This window comes from Enterococcus sp. HMSC061C05, assembly GCF_001814765.1.
GTDB lineage: Bacteria > Bacillota > Bacilli > Lactobacillales > Enterococcaceae > Enterococcus_B > Enterococcus_B lactis.
This window is the reverse complement of the sequence record NZ_KV817749.1, coordinates 19412-39305: the sequence shown is the minus strand read 5'-3', so window position 1 is coordinate 39305 and position 19894 is coordinate 19412. Positions and strand designations below refer to the sequence as shown.

The following is a 19894-nucleotide window of genomic DNA, read 5'->3' as shown; positions in this document are numbered from 1 at the left end:
TTTTGACCTGAGTATTAGAGAAACAAACGGGAAAATAGATCCTCATATTTTGTCGCTTGTTGAGCGAATACCGAGGGTCAGCTGATTGAACACCATTTATTCCGGAAAATGGACTGTGATAAGATTTTTGTCACAGTCTTTTTTGTTCAATCAGAAACATCTTTTAAGCTGTTCACTTTGCTTCTTTTTTTGTTTCCTAGTATAATGACAATGTTTTTGAGAAAGATTGCGACTTCACTGCTTGATAGAATGGAGAGTAACAAACAAATGACTACTAATTTTTGGAAAGAGCTGCCAAAGCCTTTTTTTGTTTTAGCACCAATGGAAGATGTAACAGATGTTGTATTTCGCCATGTCGTAAAGCATGCAGCAGCACCGGATGTCTTCTTTACTGAGTTTACAAACTCAGACAGTTTCTGTCATCCAGATGGAAAAGATAGTGTACGAGGAAGATTGACCTTTACAGAAGATGAACAGCCGATGGTTGCCCATATTTGGGGAGACAAGCCAGAATTTTTTAGAGAAATGAGCATTGCTATGGCAGAAATGGGCTTCCAAGGAATCGATATCAACATGGGCTGCCCAGTTCCTAATGTAGCAGAACGTGGAAAAGGCAGTGGCTTAATCCTTCGTCCAGAAGTAGCGGCACAATTGATTGAAGCAGCTAAAGCTGGCGGTTTGCCTGTTAGCGTCAAGACGCGTATCGGTTATACGGAAATGTCTGAGATGGAAGAATGGATCAGTCACCTACTTCATCAAGATATAGCCAATCTTTCTGTCCATTTGCGTACGCGTAAAGAGATGAGTAAAGTAGATGCACATTGGGAAGTCATTCCTAAAATCATTGCTTTACGTGACCAAATCGCTCCGCAAACACTAATCACGATCAATGGAGATATCCCCGATCGCCGGACAGGAGAAGAATTGGCTGAAAAATATGGCGTAGATGGCATCATGATTGGCCGGGGGATTTTCAAAAATCCTTATGCATTTGAAAAAGAACCGAGAGAACATACAGAAAAAGAACTGATTGGCCTACTTCGTCTGCAACTAGATCTGCAAGATCATTATTCAGAAATCATCCCGCGTTCGATCACAGGACTGCATCGTTTCTTTAAAATCTATATCAAAGGATTTCCTGGAGCAAATGACTTGCGTGTTCAGTTGATGAATACGAAATCTACCGATGAAGTACGAGAGATCTTAGACACCTTTGAAACAGAACATCCAACACTTTTCAGTGAACGATGATTTCTTGCTTGAACACCGCGAATCAGAGGTTGTGAAAAAGCTGTCCTGCATCAAGTAATAAGAACAGCCAAACAAAAATAGCTCCTAATGTTTTTGAATTGGTTGGACTTATTACCGCAGATGTAAGCTTTTGAGCACCGTTTATAAGAGGTTGTGACAAAAGTCTTGTCGCAACCTCTTTTTTAACCAAAAAAGTGCAAATAGTTTACTTTAAGTAAGAGAATAATTATGATGGATAAAAAAGGTGGAACAAATAACATACTATATATATTGAAATGAACACTGTATGGATGCTCCAACTTGATGAAGCTAAGGAGGAATTCGTATGTCAGAAAAGGAATTAATGAAAGTAGTCGGTTTTTATGAAGGGCTGCCGATCGATGATCCAAAAAGCTTTATGGATGAAAAAGAACAGGTACCTGTACCCAGTTCACAGGATCTTCTGGTAAAAGTCAACGCAGTATCTGTCAATCCTGTCGATACGAAACTTCGCCAAGATAATGGGATAAGAAATGCTTTGCGTATCTTAGGGTTTGATGGGGTCGGGAAAGTCGTTGCTGTAGGCGATGAAGTGCAAAAATTTTCTGTCGGCGATCGCGTGTTTTATGCAGGTACAACAACAAGAGCAGGAAGCAATCAAGAATACCAACTGGTTGACGAACGTATTGCCGCTCTTGCACCGAAAAATCTGTCAGATGAAGAAGCCGCAGCGTTGCCATTGACTTCATTGACCGCTTATGAATTGTTATTTGAAAAATTTGGTCTGATTCCAGAAGAAAATGCCAACCGCGGGAAAAAAATCTTAGTGATCAACGGAGCTGGGGGCGTCGGTTCGATTTTGAATCAGCTAGCGCATTGGGCTGGTCTAGAAGTCTATGCGACTGCAAGTCCGAAGAATTTTGAATGGCTGAAAAAAACAGGCGTAGACTATCCAATCGATTATCATCAAGACTTAAGTAAAAGTTTTCGTGAATTAGGAATCGATCAAGTAGAGTATGTCGCTGTATTATTCGATATTACCCGCTATTTTGATCAAATCAAGCACCTTGTCCGACCATTTGGACATGTGGGAACGATCGTAGGGATAAAAGAGCCGTTAGACATAGGTGTTTGGAAAAACCAATCTATCAGTTTCGACTGGGAGTATATGTTCGCTAAAACAGACTATAACTATGAAGTCGAAACGCAAGGAGAAGCTTTAGCGCACATTGCTGCTTTAGCAAACGAAGGGATTATCCGCAGTACATTGAGCAAGGTCTATTCAGATGGGATCAATGCGAAGAACTTGAAACAAGCAACCAAAGACGTAGAAACAGGACATATGTTAGGAAAAGTCGTTGTTAGTGGTCCGTTCAACGGATAAGTAGGAATACGCCGATTTTCTTCTTATTATAAATAAAAAACAAGAGCGCATGACAGTAATTTGCCATAAGCTCTTGTTTTTTATTTATAATAAGCGAATCAATGAAAGGGAAAGAATACCTACCAAGACGATCACCAATAAGCTTTTTGAAAGAATAGCAGCTAAAAGAGTAGGAACCGAAGCCAAAGCATTTTCGAGATTGATCTGTGGCAGATGTCCGATATTTTGGGTAAATAGACTGCTGAACCATAAAGCAGACATAATGACGATTGGAACAAAACTTAAATACTCAAGCAACGGTTGCGGTAAGTCGAATTTTTTCAGTAAGACAAACGGTAGGACCCTAGAAAGCCAAGTCGCTAGAGTACAACCTAAAATAGTCAGCAATGTAAACTCAAAAGAAGGCATGTTTGATCCACACCCCCAATCCGCACCCGATAAGTGTTACAACTACGATCACTAAGTTGCTTGGGATAAAAATCAGTCCGATATATACCAGAATCAAAGTGAGACCAATCAGAATCAACTGTAATCGTTTAGAGGTGTTTCTATCAGAAATGACTTGAAGATAAAGTAAGCCGATAAACATAGCGACGATGGCGAAATCCAAACCAAACTTTTTCGGATCAGTAATAAAATTACCTAAAAGTGCGCCAACAAGAGAAGAACCCACCCACGTCAAATAAGAAATCCAATTAGCTGTATTCATCCAACGAAAATTTAACTTTTGTCCCGTATAGTTCAATTTATTCATTCCCAGTGCGAAACTTTCATCTGTCAGCAATGTGCCAATGAGCAGATTTTGAAGCAGCCGATTTTTCTTGAAATAAGGGGCAATCGTCATACTCATCAAAATCATTCGGGAATTGACTAGAAAGGTCGAGAGAACGATGGAAAGCAACGGACTGTGGCTAGCAAGCATGCTGACCGTGATAAATTGAGCGGAACCAGCATAAATCAGCAGGGACATCAACGTGACGACCAGCGGATGAAACCCGGCAGCTTTCCCAACGATACCAAATGCAAGTCCAATACCGATATAACCAAAAACGGTAGGTAACGTGTCTTTGATCGCAGTTTTTATATCTAACTTTTCATCCAATAACAAAACTCCTTTAGCACGACATAAATTTTCATAATTGTCGTCAAACTTGTGAATATTCTAAATTTTTGTTTAACGTTTGTCAATGGTAAATAGTTCATACGAGGGGCATACTTAGAAGATAAAATTCTACTAGAAAAAATAAAAATGAGTATTTTTCATATAGCGAAAATAAAATAACGTATTATATGTATTGCTTTACCGCTTATTCTTTATCCCCTAATGGATTGCAAAATTATAAAACAACTATTATGATTAAGTTTTTTTAAAAATACTGGTAAATGAACAATTGGTTTTAACAGCGATGATATTATGAAAAATAAGGAACGTCTTACGAAAAAATGATTTTTAGAAATGAAAAATGAAGATCTGATGGATTGGTATATGTTATTTCATACAAAATCATGTTGCGATTGTTTTCAACTGAAGGAGAGCCATATTTATAAAGGAGTTGGCAAAATGGAAGTATGGGAGATCATCGAATTTGTTCGAAAGCAAAAAGGTATCTCCGTAGCAGAATTATGCGGAAAGGAAGTCAGCCGATCCGTTTACGAACGGTTTGTAAAAAATCAAGCAGACACGACAGTTAGCAAATTTTCATATTTTTTACAAAAACTCAATCTTGGTTATGATGAACTGAGGATATTCGATTATCCGCCGGAAGTGGCAAACATGGACCGGATGATGAAAGAAATGGTTTTAGCATTTATGAATCAAGATAAAGAAGAATTGCAACATTTGATCAGCCTGTGCGAAGAAAAAGGAGACATCACTCAAAAGGAGAGACATCTAGCTAGTTTATGCAAATTACTGATTGCTCGTATAGTAGATGAGCCAATTGATGTTGCTGATTCAGAAGTTTATCAGTATCTGATTTATGCACAGACATGGACGAACTATGAGTTGGTGTTATTCAATCATTGTATGTATGCTTTTGATCCATTCTTTATCGATTTAGTGTTAGATAAAGCATTAGTCAGTATTTCCGCTTATCAAAACAGCAAGGATCGAAAGAATGAGAGCTTTCGGATGCTGGCAAACGCGATTATCCATTTTATCCAGCAGCAACAACGCGGACTAATTTGGAAATATATCTCAAAACTTGAAGCAGTCTTTTTAGAAGAAGATATGTTCTTTGAGCGAAATCAGTATTCCCTACTCACTGGAATCTGGGAGATGATCAAAGGAAATGAAAAAGGAAGACAAAAAGTAAACCAAGCGTTGCAGATTTGTCAGCAACTTGGTGCAACGAAATATCATAAAATGAATCATGAACTTTTGAGAAATGTAGAAAGAATCTATGAAATCGATTTTCAATTAGACGAATTACTAGTAGTAGACAAATAAAAAGAGAGACAGCCGAGGTGTTACATCAAATACCTTGGCTATTTTTTTGCATGAAAAATATCAAAAGGATAATGAGACAATAAAAAATCAAATCAAAAAAATTTTTTCAAATATTTACGTACTTAATAAATGGGAGAATATTCACCACATATAAAACGAAGGAGGAACATCTGCATTTACAAGAAGGAATATTCGTTCCGGATAGAAAGAAAAGGGGGATAGAGGAGTATTGTCAAGTAAATATTAGCCGTTTTTTTTATATTTTTTTGAGAAAGAACATAAAACATTAAAATATCAGCCAGTTTTTAAGAATTATTTCAAAGTGATTTGTAATAAATTTAAAAAGGTCATACTTAGAAAAATATGTGAGATTAGAAATAATTTGTATAGTTATTTTTCTTGGATTTTTGACCAGTCAAAAAAGGAGGAAGAAGGAGGCAAAATAACACGTCGTATACGACACATGATGTGCGTGAATGCTACATTTTGACCACAGAGACAAAAAATAGTTTATGATGTACGCGTAACAAAAAATAACTTTTTATTAGGAGGAACAAACATGGCAGGAGCAATTGCAGTCACACCCGAACAGCTTAAATCACAGGCAAAGGTCTACCAGCAGGCAGCATCTCAAATCCAAGATGCGATCAGAAAGGTCAATTCCATGAACCAACAAATCGCTCAACAATGGAAAGGACAAGCCTTCCAAGCATATTTAGAGCAATACAATCAGCTGGAAGGAAATGTCAAACAGATGGAGCAGTTATTGGAAAGCATCAATCAACAGTTGAACAAGTATGCTGACACTGTGGCAGAGCGGGATCGTCAAGACGCTGGCTCATTTGGATTTTAAGCAATAAGGCAATAAGAATTATTCAGTTTTGAGTGATCAGCAGACACATGACCTCATCGAGCATGGTCGTTCCTCACGGCTTAATATCGTAAGAAAAAATGGATGACAATGTTTTTCTGCATTTTTTGATGGCGTTCGCTTCTCACTGAAAAACTGAATCGGCACATGAAGCCAGATTCAGGAGCAAGAAGAGGCTGGAGCCACTATTTTTCCAGCCTCTCCTCACTGTTCCTGCTTTTGGCTAAAAGTTCGCTGAGAAACTATCTGCACTAAGGCCAATTTTTGTACAAACTTTTGAAGAAGTTTCTGCAAAAATTTGTCTTACTGCGTAGAGCCAATTGTTTTTAACCGCATTTATTTTAAGGAGTGGAAGAGTTTAGATGTTAACTGATTTTAGAAGGAACATTTCATTATTTCTAACAATTGCCGCTAGCTTATTTTTCCTGCTTTTCTTTCTTTACTTAGGATTCAAAGATGATAATGTCACGATCAGTACAACTGATCCTACAGGGAAAATGCAATATGCACTAGTCAACGAAGATAAAGGAGCAGTATTTGAAGGCAAAAATTATTCATTAGGTTCGGATTTTGTGACATTGATCAATAAAGACAGTAAAAATCGCTGGGAAACCACCACTCGAAACATCGCTACAGCTGGTGTAGAAAGCGGGCAATTTGATGCGCAAATCATCATTCCCCAAGATTTTTCTGAAAAATTGCTCTCGCTGCAAAGTATCAATCCGGAAAAAGCATTGATCGAATATCAAGTTCGAGATGGACAAAATGAAATCACGAATCAAATGATTCAAGACAATGTCAACATGATCTTAACGGACTTCAATCAGCGGATTATCCAAATGTATTTTTCCAGTATCGTCGGGAATTTATTTGAAGCACAGCAAAACGTGAATCAAATCGCCGGAACACAAGTAAACTATCAGACGAATTTGGAATCATCTATTTACAGTCCATTCAAAGAAATCCCAGGCAATTATACGAATGTGCTGGAAACAGCCAGTATTTTAGACACAGACAATCAGTCTTTTACTGCCCAGCAGCAAGCCTTTGTCCAGTCGGTCAAAGAGTTGCTGGACAGAAACAATCAAGGATTAGAAGAAGGCAGCCAATCGACTGAAGCAGTCAAAGAATCGGTCGAGGACTACACGAAGCAGGCAAATGAAAAACTGAAAGAATCGATCAGACAATTCAATGATCAAGTAGCGATGCAAAAAAAGCAGCTCAACGAACAATGGGAAACAGATACGGCAGACTATAAAAAGCAGCACGATCAATTGAATGAAACAATCTTGTCCCAGTTGGGTGATTTTTATACCAGCAATGAACAAGAAAGCACAGGTGTGTACGCCGGTTTTTTATCAGAATCGGTTCTTTTCCAAGTGACACAAATAAAAAGAATCACGGAACTTCAGGCAGAAATCGGTGAGCTACAAGCCCAGACAGAACAGTTAACCCAGTTGAAAAGCCAGATTGCAGCGACTTATTATAACGATCCTACAGCTACTCCTGATACAGCAACCACCGAGCAAGTGAAAACAGCTATCCTCCAGCTGATTTCCGATTTGGGAGGGAACGCACCCAAATTGAACGCTGAGTATCAAGGAACACTAGAGACCTCATTGGCTCAGATCCCAGACAAGAGCTTGGAACAGTTAGTGGACGAATTAGCAAAACAGCAAGTGATCACACCTGATCAAGCTTCCCTTTACTTGGATGAACTGGCAATCGTCCGAAAATACGCCAATGATTTGAACAAGCCATTGGGAAAAGAGGTCCATTTCACGTATTTAGATCCTAGACAAGGACATCCTGAAATGATCACCATTCCGCAGCAAACAGTCACGCTTTCCATGGACCCGACAAAAGAGAATACTTATTCGATCCAATTACCAGCTGATTCGCAAGAACAAGTCAGTGTGATGCTAGATGGTCCCAAGCTGCAAGAAATCGAACAGTTAGTGAATGATGAACTGCATCCTTATCGCTATCAAACTACGATCATCGACCATTCAGATCATCAATTTACATTCGCAGCACCTGAAAAAATCGAAGAAACGGAAGAAAGTACGCAAGATTCAACAGATGACCCGCAAGAAAAAGAATTGCCGAAACAGATGACATTCACGGTCAACCTGCCGATCATCTGGCATTTGAACTCAATAGAACAAGCGACATCTTATAATGAACTTCACTATTCATGGTGCAGGAACGAAACGGTCCAAAGCGATCATCACTATGCCGTCTATCTCCCGATGGATCAGCCGCTGATCGATGATGTGCCTAAAATTCTGACACATTTACAAGCACTGGATACTGCTGCGCAGCAAATCGCGACTCTTTTCGGTAATCCGAACCAGTCGTTATCAGTCCAGTCTTATGCTGCCATGATCCGTGCGTCAGAAAATCAAGGGAAAACAGTTCTGGAATTAGCTAAAGACCAGTCGATCTATCGTCGGTATGACAATATTACGAATGCTGAGAAACAAACGGTCATTACCGATAAATTATATGAAGAATACAAGAAATCAGGAGACAGGATCTACAAGGACACCGAGACTCAGATCAATCGACTGCAAGCGGTCATTGGGCATGAAACAGATCAGAATAAAGAAGAAGCCAGCCCTACGCTTTACGGCACATTGAATCTGATGACCATCCCGGAAAAACTGCTACAGGAAGCAGATAAATTGAATCGATGGTTCACAGATGCCAACCGGCAAATCAAGGATTCATACAATGCATGGGGCGAAACAGCAAAAATCGAAGCCGCATCAGTGATCAATGAAGAAAATCCGCATCCTGAAGAAAACGAGACGAAACAAATTGCCACCCAAACAGAGTCGTTAGTCCAAACGATGCAAGAACTAATGCGATCATCCAAAGAAACGGCTGCTAGCACCGAGAAATCTGCTGCAGAAGTCAAAGATATCGCGCCGATAATCGAAGAATTAAAAACAACGACAGCTGATGTTCAGACAAATGCAACAACGATCCTCACCAATCTGGATCAATCGATTCAACAATCGAAGCAAATAACGAAAGAAAACGAAGAATATGCAAAGACCTTTGAAAAAGTGTTGTCCAACACGAAAAACGGCGGAGCAGACAATACACAAGTTTTCCATTTTCTGTCACGGCCGATCCAAGGAAAAGGTGTGTTCGGACAAACAAGACAAATCTCGTTAGTTCCTTATTACGCAACATTAACTGGCGCGATTCTGCTTATGGTCGCAGGGCTTTCATTACTAGGATTTATGAAAAAACGTAAAGTGACAGAAGCCAATCTGCTGGTTCAGCCGACAAGGATATGGCTGAACGTTCCTAATGTCTTCCTTCTTTCGTTTGTGACGATCTTACTTGCCGGTTTTTATGCTGGTGCTACCAGTGCAAGTGCTGGCACGGCGAATCGCTTGTTGTGGTTCAGCTATGCCTTTTTGACCTTTGCCAGCATGCAGCTGCTTGTCACAGGCTGTTTACGGCAATTCAAGAAACTTACCTTATATGGTTACGGCATCGTTCTAGGATTGTATTTCATACTCACACCATTATTAGGAGTGACGGTCAAAATAGGTTCATTCACCGAGTTTCTCTATCGGCTGTCACCGCTCCAAAATATCCAAAATGGTTTTACAGTCCTGCTGAATGGCGGACGTATCAGTTGGGTCAGTTATCTTGTGATCGCCACCCTTCTTGTTTTAGGACTGTTTCTGAATCTCATTGTTCTTCCTGAAGAACAAGATAGAAAAGAGCGTGAATCATGAATAAAAAAAGAAAAATCTGTTGGATCATCGGTATTTTGAGTGTTCTTTTTCCTATTAGCTTCGACGGAACACGTGTGCATGCTGAACAAGGGTCTCTTACAATCAACAATCAGGTAATCTATGAGGATCAGCAAACGGAAGCAGGCGGAAACGAGGTCTCATTTGCCATCAACGACTTGTTTTTGGCGGAGAAAGAAGCGAAAGATCAGCAATTGAAAGCAAAACAAAAAGAACTGGTCTCAACTGCACAGGAAAAAGTATTTTTTGAGGAAACGACTGAGCCAGAAGCTCTTGACCAAAAAGTAATGCCTTATCTCTTCAAAGAAGGAGACACTGTTGCTTCAGTCCAAAGTACTTCTTCTTCGACCATGCAGCAAAGGAAAGTAAATCAGCTGGTTACCTTTAGCGGCTATGTTCTTGGCGGAAGCCTATGCATAGGAATCGGTCTATTTTTAGGGAAACAATTAGCTTATCACAAAAATAAAAGGAGCAGGAGTGGCGTGTAGCATGGAAAAAGGTACAACAATCAGTATCAGTCTGCATACAGCTGATCGGATCATCGATCTGAAAGTCCCAAGCCAAGTCACTGTGGCACGACTGAAAACAATTTTACAAGAGTCGTTTCCAATCATTCATATCCGACTTCCCGAAAATTTTGAATTGGCTCTTTTGAATAAACCCATCCATTTGAGAAATGAGGCTATCTTAGCTGATTATTCTTTAGGCAATGGCGATCAGTTACAAGTGATCGAAAGACAAAAAAACAGGGAGGAAAACCCACTGTGAGAGAAATACAGAACATCGACCAAACCATTGGATTTATGAATGAGACTAACGCTGTAGAGGTGACTCTGCAGGCCAATCAGTATAGGCTGGACAAACTGACACAGTATCAGCACTTTTTAGCACATGGTATCCGAATGCTGTCAGGAGAGATTATAGAAGCAACAGAAGAAAAGCTGGTTATTCGCTATAAAAAAGAAACGGCTACCTTGCCGCTTGAACAAGTCGTCAAAAAAGAAGAACTTTTCCAACGTTTGCTGCTGGCACAAAAAATCCATTTCTTAACGGATTTTCTACACCGTCCAGCTCAGCCTTTCCTCCATCCTGCTAATCTATTCGTTCGTGGAGAAGAACTAGTTATCGGGCACCGAGGATTTATGGAAACGATCGTCCCTTATATCAATGAAGAAGATGATTTTATCAAGCAATATCGGGCATTGGTCCTTTATATCCTGCATCCTAGATTAAACTATGAACTGCTGATCGAAGGCAGCGGTACGCTGAAAGATGCCTTTACAAAAAAAATAAACGAAGCAGATACGATCGAAATCATCGATCAGTTGCTAGCAACGGAGATTCTGAAGCAAAAGCAAAAACGAGCCAAAGAAACACAAGTGGTCAGTAAAAGAAATCATCAGATTTTTAAGTGGAGCAGCTTGGTATTGGGGGTATCGACAATCGGATTTGCTGTTGCGACAGGGATCTATGCTCTGGATAAACTCCCGGCACAAGAGCGTATCAGTTCTGCTGAGACACAATATATCGCCAATGATTACGCTGGTGTTTTGAATACGTTGAAAGAAGACGAACCTGAAAAACTGCCCACTGGTGCTAAATATGTTGCCGCAGTCAGTGCCGTACAACTGGACAATTTGTCCAATGAACAAAAGGCAGCTATTTTAAATAACTTGTCCCTTAAATCGAGCGACAACACATTGCTTTACTGGATCTATGCTGGAAAAGGGAACTTCGATAAGGCACTGGATGTCGCTAAGAATCTTGGTGACAATCAATATATCTTACACGCTTATACCAAGTTATACGATGCAACAAAGACCAACAACAAGATGAAAGGTGAGAAAAAACAAGAATTGCTCACAAAGTATGAAGAAGAGATCAATAAATACATGAAGTTGTTAGGAGGAGAAGATGGAAATGAAGCCAACTGATCGGTTCGTCCCATTAAGTGATCAAATCCGGACATCTGTAAAGATCCTCTTTGATATTTTTTATTTTGGTGAAACGTTCGTCCATGAACAACTCACCGAGAAACAGCGTCAAGTCGTACTTAACGGTCAAAGCTTCACTTATGAAGACCAGAAGTTATTGTGTGACGGAAAACCAATCAAGTCAGATGAACACTTGCTGATTTTAAGACATGAAGAGCTGGAAACTGTTTTTACGAATAAACCAAAAAAAGATTTTCTGATCTCCGGAGCGAAAAAATCGGCAGTTTTTTTAGAAACAGATGCATTGATCTCAATTCCTATCGATCCTAAAACCAAAGAATATCAGCTGAAGATCTATCCGAGTAAGGAACGTGTTTACTACAACGATCAGCTTATACAAGAAGGTACATTTTCGTTTGGCGTAGGAGATCGGTTGATGGTCGATCGTTTAGTGATCGAAGTCCGGGAAAAGCAGCTGCGTTTCACCAGTCTGGGCACAAACTATCAGCTGGATCCATGGAAACTGGTAGAAGAAACGTTTCTTCCCGAATATCCGGATGATTTCCCATTTTTTAGAAGAAGCCCGCGTATCCATTTGAAAGAACCAGCGAATGAAATCGAGATCCTTGCACCGAAACCAAAAGAAACAGAAGGCAGGAATGACTTATTGAAAACAATCGTGCCACCACTTGGTATGGTCGTTTTAAGCGGTGCCACAAGTTTTCTTAGCGGAGGAAACCCGATCATGATGCTGAGCATGGGTGGTGCGAGTCTATTGACAGCTGGTTTTTCAGTTTCCAGTTATCTGACCAATAAAAAAGAAACGAAACGAACAAACGAGGAACGGGAAACCACCTACCGCCAGTATATGCTTCAAAAAAAATCAGAACTGAACAAGCTGCAGCAAAAACAAAAAGAAGCGTTAGCGTATATGAATCCTTCTATAGATGATTTGGCTGTGATGGCTAAAGAATATCATGCGCGGATCTATGAGCGTATGAGCCGCAATGAAGATTTTTTGAATATTCGAGTGGGCACAGGAGAAATCATCTCCAGTTTCAAGACGAACTACCAGCCAGCAGAAGAAGATGATTTGAGCAAAGAAGCAGAAGAACAGCTCGTCTGGCCTTATAAACAGTTGGACGAAGCGCCAATCGTCGTTCCGCTAAAGGATCAGACGCTAGGATTAGCAGGAACATCTGCTGTACTGCGAACCGCCGTCCAAACCATCCTTTTCCAATTATCGGTTCTTCATTCGTACCGAGATGTCGAATTCATCACATTGGTTCCGGAAGCGGATTATCAAAAGGAGTGGAGTGCCTGGCGCTGGCTGCCCCATACGAAGATCCGACATTTGAATCTTCGGGGAATCGTCCATCACGCACAGTCACGGGACATGGTCCTGAATTCCTTTTATCAAATGCTGACAAAGCGACGCCAGCAAGTCAAAGAAGCCGGAAATGAAACAGTTGTTTTTCAGCCGCATTACATTTTTTCGATCCTTGATGAAAGCTGGCTTTCAGGTCATGGATTGAATGAATTTCTGGCTGAAGACATGAGTCTTTACGGTGTGACAGTCATTTGGGGAAAAGAAGCCTTGAACATGCTGCCGGAGACAACGACAACGCTCATCGAATATCAAAGTAGTGAATCTGCTACCCTGATCAATCAAAACAGCGAATACATCAATCAGACCTTCTTGCCAAACCATCTGCCAACTAGCTATCCACTGGAGCAAGCCATCCAGCGTTTAGCAAATCTGCAGCACGTGGAAGTGGAGAAGAATGCGGTGCCGGAAAGTCTTAGTTTATTAGATCAATACGAAGTGAAAAAAATAGAAGAACTTTCTATTCGGACTCGCTGGTTGAAAGCTGAACCAAACAAATCAATTCGTTCTTTGATTGGTTGGAGAGGAAAATCGGAGTATGTCTATTGGGATCTGCATGAGCGGGTTCATGGTCCACATGCACTCGTTGGAGGAACGACTGGTTCAGGAAAATCGGAGTTTTTGACCACCTATTTGCTAGGTTTGGCGATTAATTTTTCTCCAGAGGATATCGGAATGCTGATTATTGACTGGAAAGGTGGAGGAATTGCAAATACATTAGAAAAATTACCTCATTTCATGGGGGCAATTACTAATCTAGATGGTGCAGGGACGGCTCGTGCATTGGCAAGTATCAAAGCAGAACTGAACAAAAGACAAAGAGAGTTTGCTAAATATGGAGTAAACAATATCAATGGATACATGAGTTTATATAAACAACGTCTAAACCCTAATCCAGCTATCACTTATCCTAGTAAACCATTACCACATTTGATTTTAGTTTCAGATGAATTTGCTGAATTAAAAGCAAATGTTCCTGAATTCTTAGAAGAATTGACCTCAGTAGCACGAATCGGCCGATCGCTAGGAGTCCATTTGATTCTAGCCACACAAAAGCCATCTGGTGTGGTAAATGACCAGATTGAAGCAAATAGTACAAGTAAAATCGCACTTAAAATGGCTAGTGTCCAAGATTCGAATGAATTACTAAAAACCCCAGATGCTGCTCAAATCATAAATCCTGGTCGTGGTTATCTTAAAGTTGGCGAAAATGAAGTATATGAATTATTCCAAAGCGGTTATGCCGGTGTTTCATATGATCCAGACAAAATAATCGAAGAGAATGTGGACGAACGGATTTTTATGATCAATGATTTAGGGCAATCAGAGGTGCTCTATGATCCTGGTGAGGAAGTGATTCAAGGAAAAGATACTAGCGAATTACCAACGCAACTAGAGGCAGTGATTGACAAGATCGATCAAATTTTTCAACAGTCGGATTATATCCTCCCCGAGAAGCCTTGGTTACCCAATCTGGAAGACCAGATCGTGACGCCGTCTGTGAAAGAAACGAAAGAAAGAAAAATGGATATCCCGCTTGGAGTAGTAGACATACCGTCCAAACAAACACAAGAAATCTATAATTATGATTTGGTAAAAGCTAGCCACACTGCTATATTTGCAAGTCCGGGGTACGGAAAATCAACAATATTGCAAACGATTACGATGAATCTTTCACGTCAGAACACGCCGGAACAGATTCACTTTCATTTATTGGACTTTGGGAATAATGGTCTATTGCCATTAAAAAATTTGCCTCACACAGCAGACATTGTCACTTTGGAGGAAGACGAAAAGCTGCAAAAAATGTTGGATAGGATTTCTCTTGTATTAACAGAAAGAAAACAGTTATTCAAAGAATGCGGCGTAGCAAATCTTGAACAATATGAAACGAAAAGGCAAATAACATTACCAATCGTTGTTACAGTCCTTGATAGTTATGATGGTCTAAGCACGGATGATACGCGTAAGGAAAAAATCGATGGACTACTCCTGCAGCTACTTCGTGATGGTGCGAGTTTAGGATGCTATCTTATTTTTACTGCCAATCGAGTAGGTAGCGTTCGTATGAATATGCTGAGTAATATTTCTACCAAAATAGCTCTATATTTGAATGATGAAACGGAAATCACCAGCTTAGTAGGTCGTGCAAGCCTTGTTCCTCAAGCAATTAATGGGCGTGGCCAAGTTGTGCTCGATAAACCCGCAGCTATCCAAATTTATTTACCAGTGGCAGGAGAAAATAATGCAGCAATTCTTGAACATTTAGAAAAAGAAGTATCTTCGATGGAACAAGCATGGAATGGCGTAAGACCAGAAAAAATTCCGATGGTTCCAAGTGAATTGACGTATGAAACATTTAATGGATTTGTACCGAAAAAAGAAAGAGATGCGTTTTATTTAGGATTGAATAAGTTATCATCAATACCTGAGTCTTTCCATTTATTTCAAGGAAAAACATTGGGGATTTTCACAGAATCCAATAGACAATTCCAACTATTGACTCCTTGGTTTATCCAACAAGTCACAGGGTTTCAATCAGAAGCAGATATTGTCATCATTGATGCTTCAGGTACTTTAGAGAAAATAGCTGACAAGGTAGCAGTTTACATTGATCGAACACAAATCAGTCACCAAAATGTCGAATTGAAAGAAGCGATAGACGCTATGTTAGAAAGTAACGTGAAGAAGCGCTTGGTGGTTGTGAATGGGTTAGTGAATTTTACAGATAAATTATCTTTGGACGCTGAAGAAGTTGCGCAGGTATTAGCCAACGGGAAAGAGCAGTTACAAGTAATCGTTTTTGATAATTTAACAAAAATCGATGCAACTTATGGTAGTTTTGTCACCTTACTCAAAGAAAATATATCTCAAATACTTTTTGGAGGTATTTTGCAAAAGCAGTCTTTTGTGGGAAACATCCCGTATAACCAACAAAATTTACCTGTACCAATAAATGTTTTACATCGTTTAGAAGAAGATAGTTTAGCACAAATTGTGATTCCAACGGAGGTAAAAGATTGATGGAACAATTAAGTACAGCATTTTTACCATTAGGGAGTATGGTACGTTTAGACAACGAAGAAATATACGGCACAAGGCTTTATCTAGTTGTGGCACGAGCTATTGCTAAAAATGAACAGGGAAAGATCATCTCAAGATACAAAGTAGCACCACATCCTTTTGGAGATATACCCAGTGAGGAGATCTTTTCTATTGAATTTGGAGATATTTTAGACGTTGTTTTTGAAGGCTATTCAAATGAAACAGATTCTCAGTTTTTAGAAGAGTTGATTAGGCGAATGACTAACGCAATGGCAAATCAAGCTTCTTCTGTAGAGAAGATGACTCCAGAACCTCAAGAAACAGAAGAAATCCAAGATGAGTATGAAGATGAGAAGCTAAAAGAAGATCCGTTCTATAAATTTAGAAAGCAAGAGGGATAGTTTATGGTAAAAATCGCTTCAAACCAAGGAGCAGCTCAAGCAGCAGCTTCGGGGATAAATAAAGTATCTGTTAGCAGTGGGTACCAATGCACATTAGAAAAAAGTAATCTTTCTGGAATGAAAAAAGGAGCGCAAGTGAGCAACCAGATGCTAACGAATTTATCGAAACTTGTCGACTGTATCAATATACAAGCAAATAAATTTCCGAAATTAGCAGCTGCTATTGCATCACGAGATAGCCAGACAAAATTTAAATAAGAGGTTATTAATATGGAACAAACAAATAATTCTAAGTTAAGAACCGAATATAATCAAAAAATTATAGAAACAGAACAACAAATAGACGTATTGACCCATACAAAAAGACAATTACAAGATTTATCTGAGTTGCTAGAAGGTGACTTAGTGCGAGACTTGCGCAACTTGCAAAACTTGAATCAAGAACTAGTTAGCGGTGGCAATAGAGAAGCTAGCTGGTTTCAAGAAGAGTTGACTGATAGGCAAAGGAAATTGAAACAATATTTACAACAAAAGAATCAAGAGTTCAACCAAGAATGCTTTAGTATGACAGAACAGTTAAACGAAGAACGAATACAATTTCAAGAGGAAAGGAATAAGCTTCCATGGGATTAATCTACTCCAGCAAAGACGCTTCAACTTTAAAAAGTTCGCTGTCTGCCAATCTATCCATCGCTCGAACGACTATCAGGCAACTGAATGTAGGAAGCCAACAACTGATCGCTGCCATTGATGGTCATACCTTGTCCGGAGCTGCCTACAATGCAGGAAAAGGGCTGTTTTCAGACTTGATCCTGCCGACGATCAAACGTGTGTCTAGTGCCATTGACACGATCCAACAGGAGCTGAACCAATTTTCAGCGGCCAACAGCTTCATTGCTAGTGAAGGCTATTTGGATGAAGAGAATCTGAAACAGCAATTGACCATCTTACAACGTTCGAAAGCTTCATTGGAAAACGCAGCTCACACAGCAGGAGCCTTGGCCAATATCCCGCTCCCGACAATCGCGGAAATGTTAAGAAACCAGCAACAAGATTTCTTGAGAAGAGCCGAAAGCTATCAGCGAGATATCGTACGGATACAAAAGAAATTGAACCAGTTAAAAGAATTCGATGCAAAAACGAAGCATTTGTTTACAAGCAGCTTAGAAGAATTGGAACTTGCGATGCAAGCGGTGATGGTATTGAACAACACCACAGTCAATCGTGATGGTTCGTATGTATTACCGAAAGGGTTTGATAGAAGTTGGTTTGAGCAAATAAAACCAAATGCAAAAGAACAGATCGATGCATACAGCAGTAATGCTTTCCTGGAATTATATCAGCAAGTAGAAGAACTAATGAATCCATTGAAAAGTGGAAAAACAGAAAATATGAAACGATTAGATCAATTATTAGCACTATATCCAAAGGCATTGGTAGATAAGTTAATGAAAAATGACGAATTTTGGATGCTTGCGGATAAGTTGCCTTCGAAAGCACAAACCAAGTTAATCAATGGATTAGCTAAATATGAATCATTTGGACAAGCTATAACCCAAGGAAAATGGATTCCTAAAATAGACACCCTTGGTAAAGGGTATCAATGGTTCAACAAAATGACGAATCCTATAAAAACTTATGTCAATGAAAGTTTGAAAAATTCTCAATTTATACAAGGAGCTAAGAATTGGGGAGTGGCGAAAGGATTAGGTACAGCTGCGCAAGTGGCGACCTATGCACAACTTGGGGTGACATTTGTCTCGAGTGGTGTCAATGAATATGGAAAAACAGGTAGTATCGGCAAAGGAGTGATTGGCGGGGCGATTGATACCGTGAAAAGTATCGGACCGCTGGAAGGGATGACGATAGGAGGAGCTGTGGTAGGTCCATTTGGAGCGATTGTGGGTGGAACTATGGGTTTAATTAATAAAGGTGCCCAATTTTTATGGCCGAATATGTATGATGATATTAAAGATGGAGCTTATAAATTATATGATAAATCGATTAAAGTTGTAGATGATGTATCTAAAAAAGTGGGGAAAATAACAGAACAGAGTATTAACACAGTTGAACAGGTATATGATGATGTTCAACAAGTTGGAAAAACAATTGGAAAGGCACTATCTTCGGTTGAAATACTTAAGATTCGATTTAGTTGGTGATGGACATGAAAAAATTATTCAATGCAACCTTTGAGCAAAGCTTAAACTTATTAGACGATCAACTAGTTATGTATATGATAAAGGATACTGAAAAGAGATCATTATACAATGGAAAAAGAAAAATCTTATTAGTATTCATAGCTATCATTATGGTGGCTATTCAGTACGGGTTTGTATTAGCCACTGATTATGGAATGAATCATCCAGACAAAGATAGTTTTGTTCCAGCAGCCGAAGTAAATTTGTTGCCAAAAGCCATTTTTTGGATATTTTTATTTGGATACTTGTGTATATGGTTATATACAAGATATAAGAATGACAGAAATGTTAGCACAAAAATCTTTGTTACAATGAGTACCTGTAATAACTATTTACTTTGGTTACTATTAGAGGCAAATTTATTCTTCATTACTTTTTTTCTAAAGGCACTAAGTTTAATTGGAATGGGAATTTATTTAGCATTAATATGTATAATTGGATATATAGTTATCAAAAGTAAGATGAATTCTCTAAATAAGAATATGCTTGAAATGAAATTAAATGAAAAAAATAAAATAGATAACTTTATAGAGAAAATTATTCAATTAGTAATGAAATACGGTTGGATAATAGTCATAGTGGTTATTGTATGGAAGTTTTTCTTTCCTAGTGACGATGGGATAAAATCAGATATATTTGGTTTTGTAAGTGTTTTAGGCATGTGGTTTGCGTGTAATATAGGATTCATTGTAGCAGAAGCCTACTTATTCTTCCCATATCTTTTACACGGTTATTACAAATATAAATATCCTGAAGAATATCGCGAATGGGAAGGCAAAACACAATTGGAATGGTACGGAGAGAAATATTTTAATAAGCATATAAAAGGTACAGAAAAAGAGGAGAGAGAAGATGACTAAAAAACAAGAATTATTACCATTAGGAAGCATCGTGTTATTGGAAGAAGGATTACAGAAATTAGTAGTAGTAGGGCGAGGTGTGGTATACACAGATCAAGTGACTGGAAAAGATACCTTTGCAGATTATATGGCTGCCTTATATCCAACGGGCTTGAATCCAGAAACGACTATTTTCTTTAATCATGAAAACATCGATAAAGTAATATTCAAAGGATATTCGGATGAAGAAGAGGAACGATTTTTAGAGATATACCAAGAATGGAAAAACGACCTTGATTCTTCTGCAAAAAAAGAAAGCCAAGCGACTGAAACATTTGGTTTCTAATTGTTTTGCAAAATGTTTTAAAGAAAGC

Annotated in this window: 17 protein-coding genes; 15 read left to right on the top strand and 2 right to left on the bottom strand. The window is 39.1% G+C overall.

The annotated features are described in order from the left end of the window. The first annotated feature begins 267 nt into the window (after positions 1-267). Both HMPREF2988_RS09285 and HMPREF2988_RS09280 read left to right on the top strand, forming a co-directional pair. Positions 268-1251, top strand: coding sequence for a tRNA dihydrouridine synthase (locus tag HMPREF2988_RS09285; RefSeq protein ID WP_070770504.1), 984 nt, complete (start codon positions 268-270; stop codon positions 1249-1251). A gap of 325 nt (positions 1252-1576) precedes the next feature. Beyond that, a complete protein-coding gene (locus tag HMPREF2988_RS09280; protein ID WP_070770503.1) occupies positions 1577-2614 on the top strand; it encodes a zinc-binding alcohol dehydrogenase family protein in 1038 nt (345 codons plus the stop codon). 84 nt (positions 2615-2698) lie between these two features. Here HMPREF2988_RS09280 and HMPREF2988_RS09275 read toward each other — a convergent pair whose 3' ends face one another. Next, positions 2699-3022: an AzlD domain-containing protein gene (locus HMPREF2988_RS09275; RefSeq protein ID WP_002332245.1), complete on the bottom strand. Its 324-nt coding sequence runs from the start codon at positions 3020-3022 to the stop codon at positions 2699-2701. Further along, a complete protein-coding gene (locus HMPREF2988_RS09270; protein WP_002332246.1) occupies positions 3009-3716 on the bottom strand; it encodes an AzlC family ABC transporter permease in 708 nt (235 codons plus the stop codon). The genes HMPREF2988_RS09275 and HMPREF2988_RS09270 overlap by 14 nt, the downstream gene beginning before the upstream one ends. 459 nt (positions 3717-4175) lie before the next feature. On the opposite strand from HMPREF2988_RS09270, the gene HMPREF2988_RS09265 reads away from it, so the two are divergent. The 13 genes from HMPREF2988_RS09265 (at position 4176) to HMPREF2988_RS09205 (ending at position 19866) form a co-directional block, all read left to right on the top strand. Then, on the top strand, positions 4176-5063 hold the full coding sequence (locus HMPREF2988_RS09265; protein ID WP_002329812.1) for an Rgg family transcriptional regulator: 888 nt from the start codon (positions 4176-4178) through the stop codon (positions 5061-5063). Positions 5064-5622: 559 nt separating this feature from the next. After that, a complete protein-coding gene (locus HMPREF2988_RS09260) occupies positions 5623-5916 on the top strand; it encodes a WXG100 family type VII secretion target (RefSeq protein WP_002310516.1) in 294 nt (97 codons plus the stop codon). A 380-nt stretch (positions 5917-6296) separates the two neighbouring features. Then, entirely contained in the window at positions 6297-9695 is a 3399-nt protein-coding gene (gene esaA, locus HMPREF2988_RS09255; RefSeq protein WP_070770501.1) for a type VII secretion protein EsaA, read from the top strand. Beyond that, positions 9692-10201: a hypothetical protein gene (locus HMPREF2988_RS09250; protein ID WP_070770500.1), complete on the top strand. Its 510-nt coding sequence runs from the start codon at positions 9692-9694 to the stop codon at positions 10199-10201. Before esaA ends, HMPREF2988_RS09250 begins: the two co-directional genes overlap by 4 nt. 1 nt (position 10202) lies before the next feature. Continuing rightward, positions 10203-10481 carry an EsaB/YukD family protein gene (locus HMPREF2988_RS09245; RefSeq protein ID WP_002320467.1) on the top strand — a complete coding sequence of 93 codons (279 nt, stop codon included), beginning with the start codon at positions 10203-10205 and terminating at the stop codon, positions 10479-10481. Further along, positions 10478-11647, top strand: a complete 1170-nt coding sequence (gene essB, locus HMPREF2988_RS09240; protein WP_070770499.1) for a type VII secretion protein EssB — start codon at positions 10478-10480, stop codon at positions 11645-11647. Before HMPREF2988_RS09245 ends, essB begins: the two co-directional genes overlap by 4 nt. After that, positions 11628-16058, top strand: a complete 4431-nt coding sequence (gene essC / locus HMPREF2988_RS09235; RefSeq protein WP_180363529.1) for a type VII secretion protein EssC — start codon at positions 11628-11630, stop codon at positions 16056-16058. Before essB ends, essC begins: the two co-directional genes overlap by 20 nt. Next, complete coding sequence (locus tag HMPREF2988_RS09230) at positions 16058-16480, top strand: DUF4176 domain-containing protein (protein ID WP_083314633.1); 423 nt, start codon at positions 16058-16060, stop codon at positions 16478-16480. The genes essC and HMPREF2988_RS09230 overlap by 1 nt, the downstream gene beginning before the upstream one ends. 3 nt (positions 16481-16483) lie before the next feature. Beyond that, entirely contained in the window at positions 16484-16738 is a 255-nt protein-coding gene (locus HMPREF2988_RS09225; protein ID WP_002310505.1) for a hypothetical protein, read from the top strand. Between the two features lie 12 nt (positions 16739-16750). After that, positions 16751-17113 carry a hypothetical protein gene (locus tag HMPREF2988_RS09220; RefSeq protein ID WP_065772571.1) on the top strand — a complete coding sequence of 121 codons (363 nt, stop codon included), beginning with the start codon at positions 16751-16753 and terminating at the stop codon, positions 17111-17113. Then, positions 17104-18642: a T7SS effector LXG polymorphic toxin gene (locus HMPREF2988_RS09215; RefSeq protein WP_070770496.1), complete on the top strand. Its 1539-nt coding sequence runs from the start codon at positions 17104-17106 to the stop codon at positions 18640-18642. The genes HMPREF2988_RS09220 and HMPREF2988_RS09215 overlap by 10 nt, the downstream gene beginning before the upstream one ends. A gap of 5 nt (positions 18643-18647) precedes the next feature. Next, positions 18648-19541, top strand: coding sequence for a DUF4176 domain-containing protein (locus HMPREF2988_RS09210; RefSeq protein ID WP_242423128.1), 894 nt, complete (start codon positions 18648-18650; stop codon positions 19539-19541). Further along, complete coding sequence (locus HMPREF2988_RS09205; RefSeq protein ID WP_070770495.1) at positions 19534-19866, top strand: DUF4176 domain-containing protein; 333 nt, start codon at positions 19534-19536, stop codon at positions 19864-19866. Before HMPREF2988_RS09210 ends, HMPREF2988_RS09205 begins: the two co-directional genes overlap by 8 nt. Positions 19867-19894: the final 28 nt, after the last annotated feature.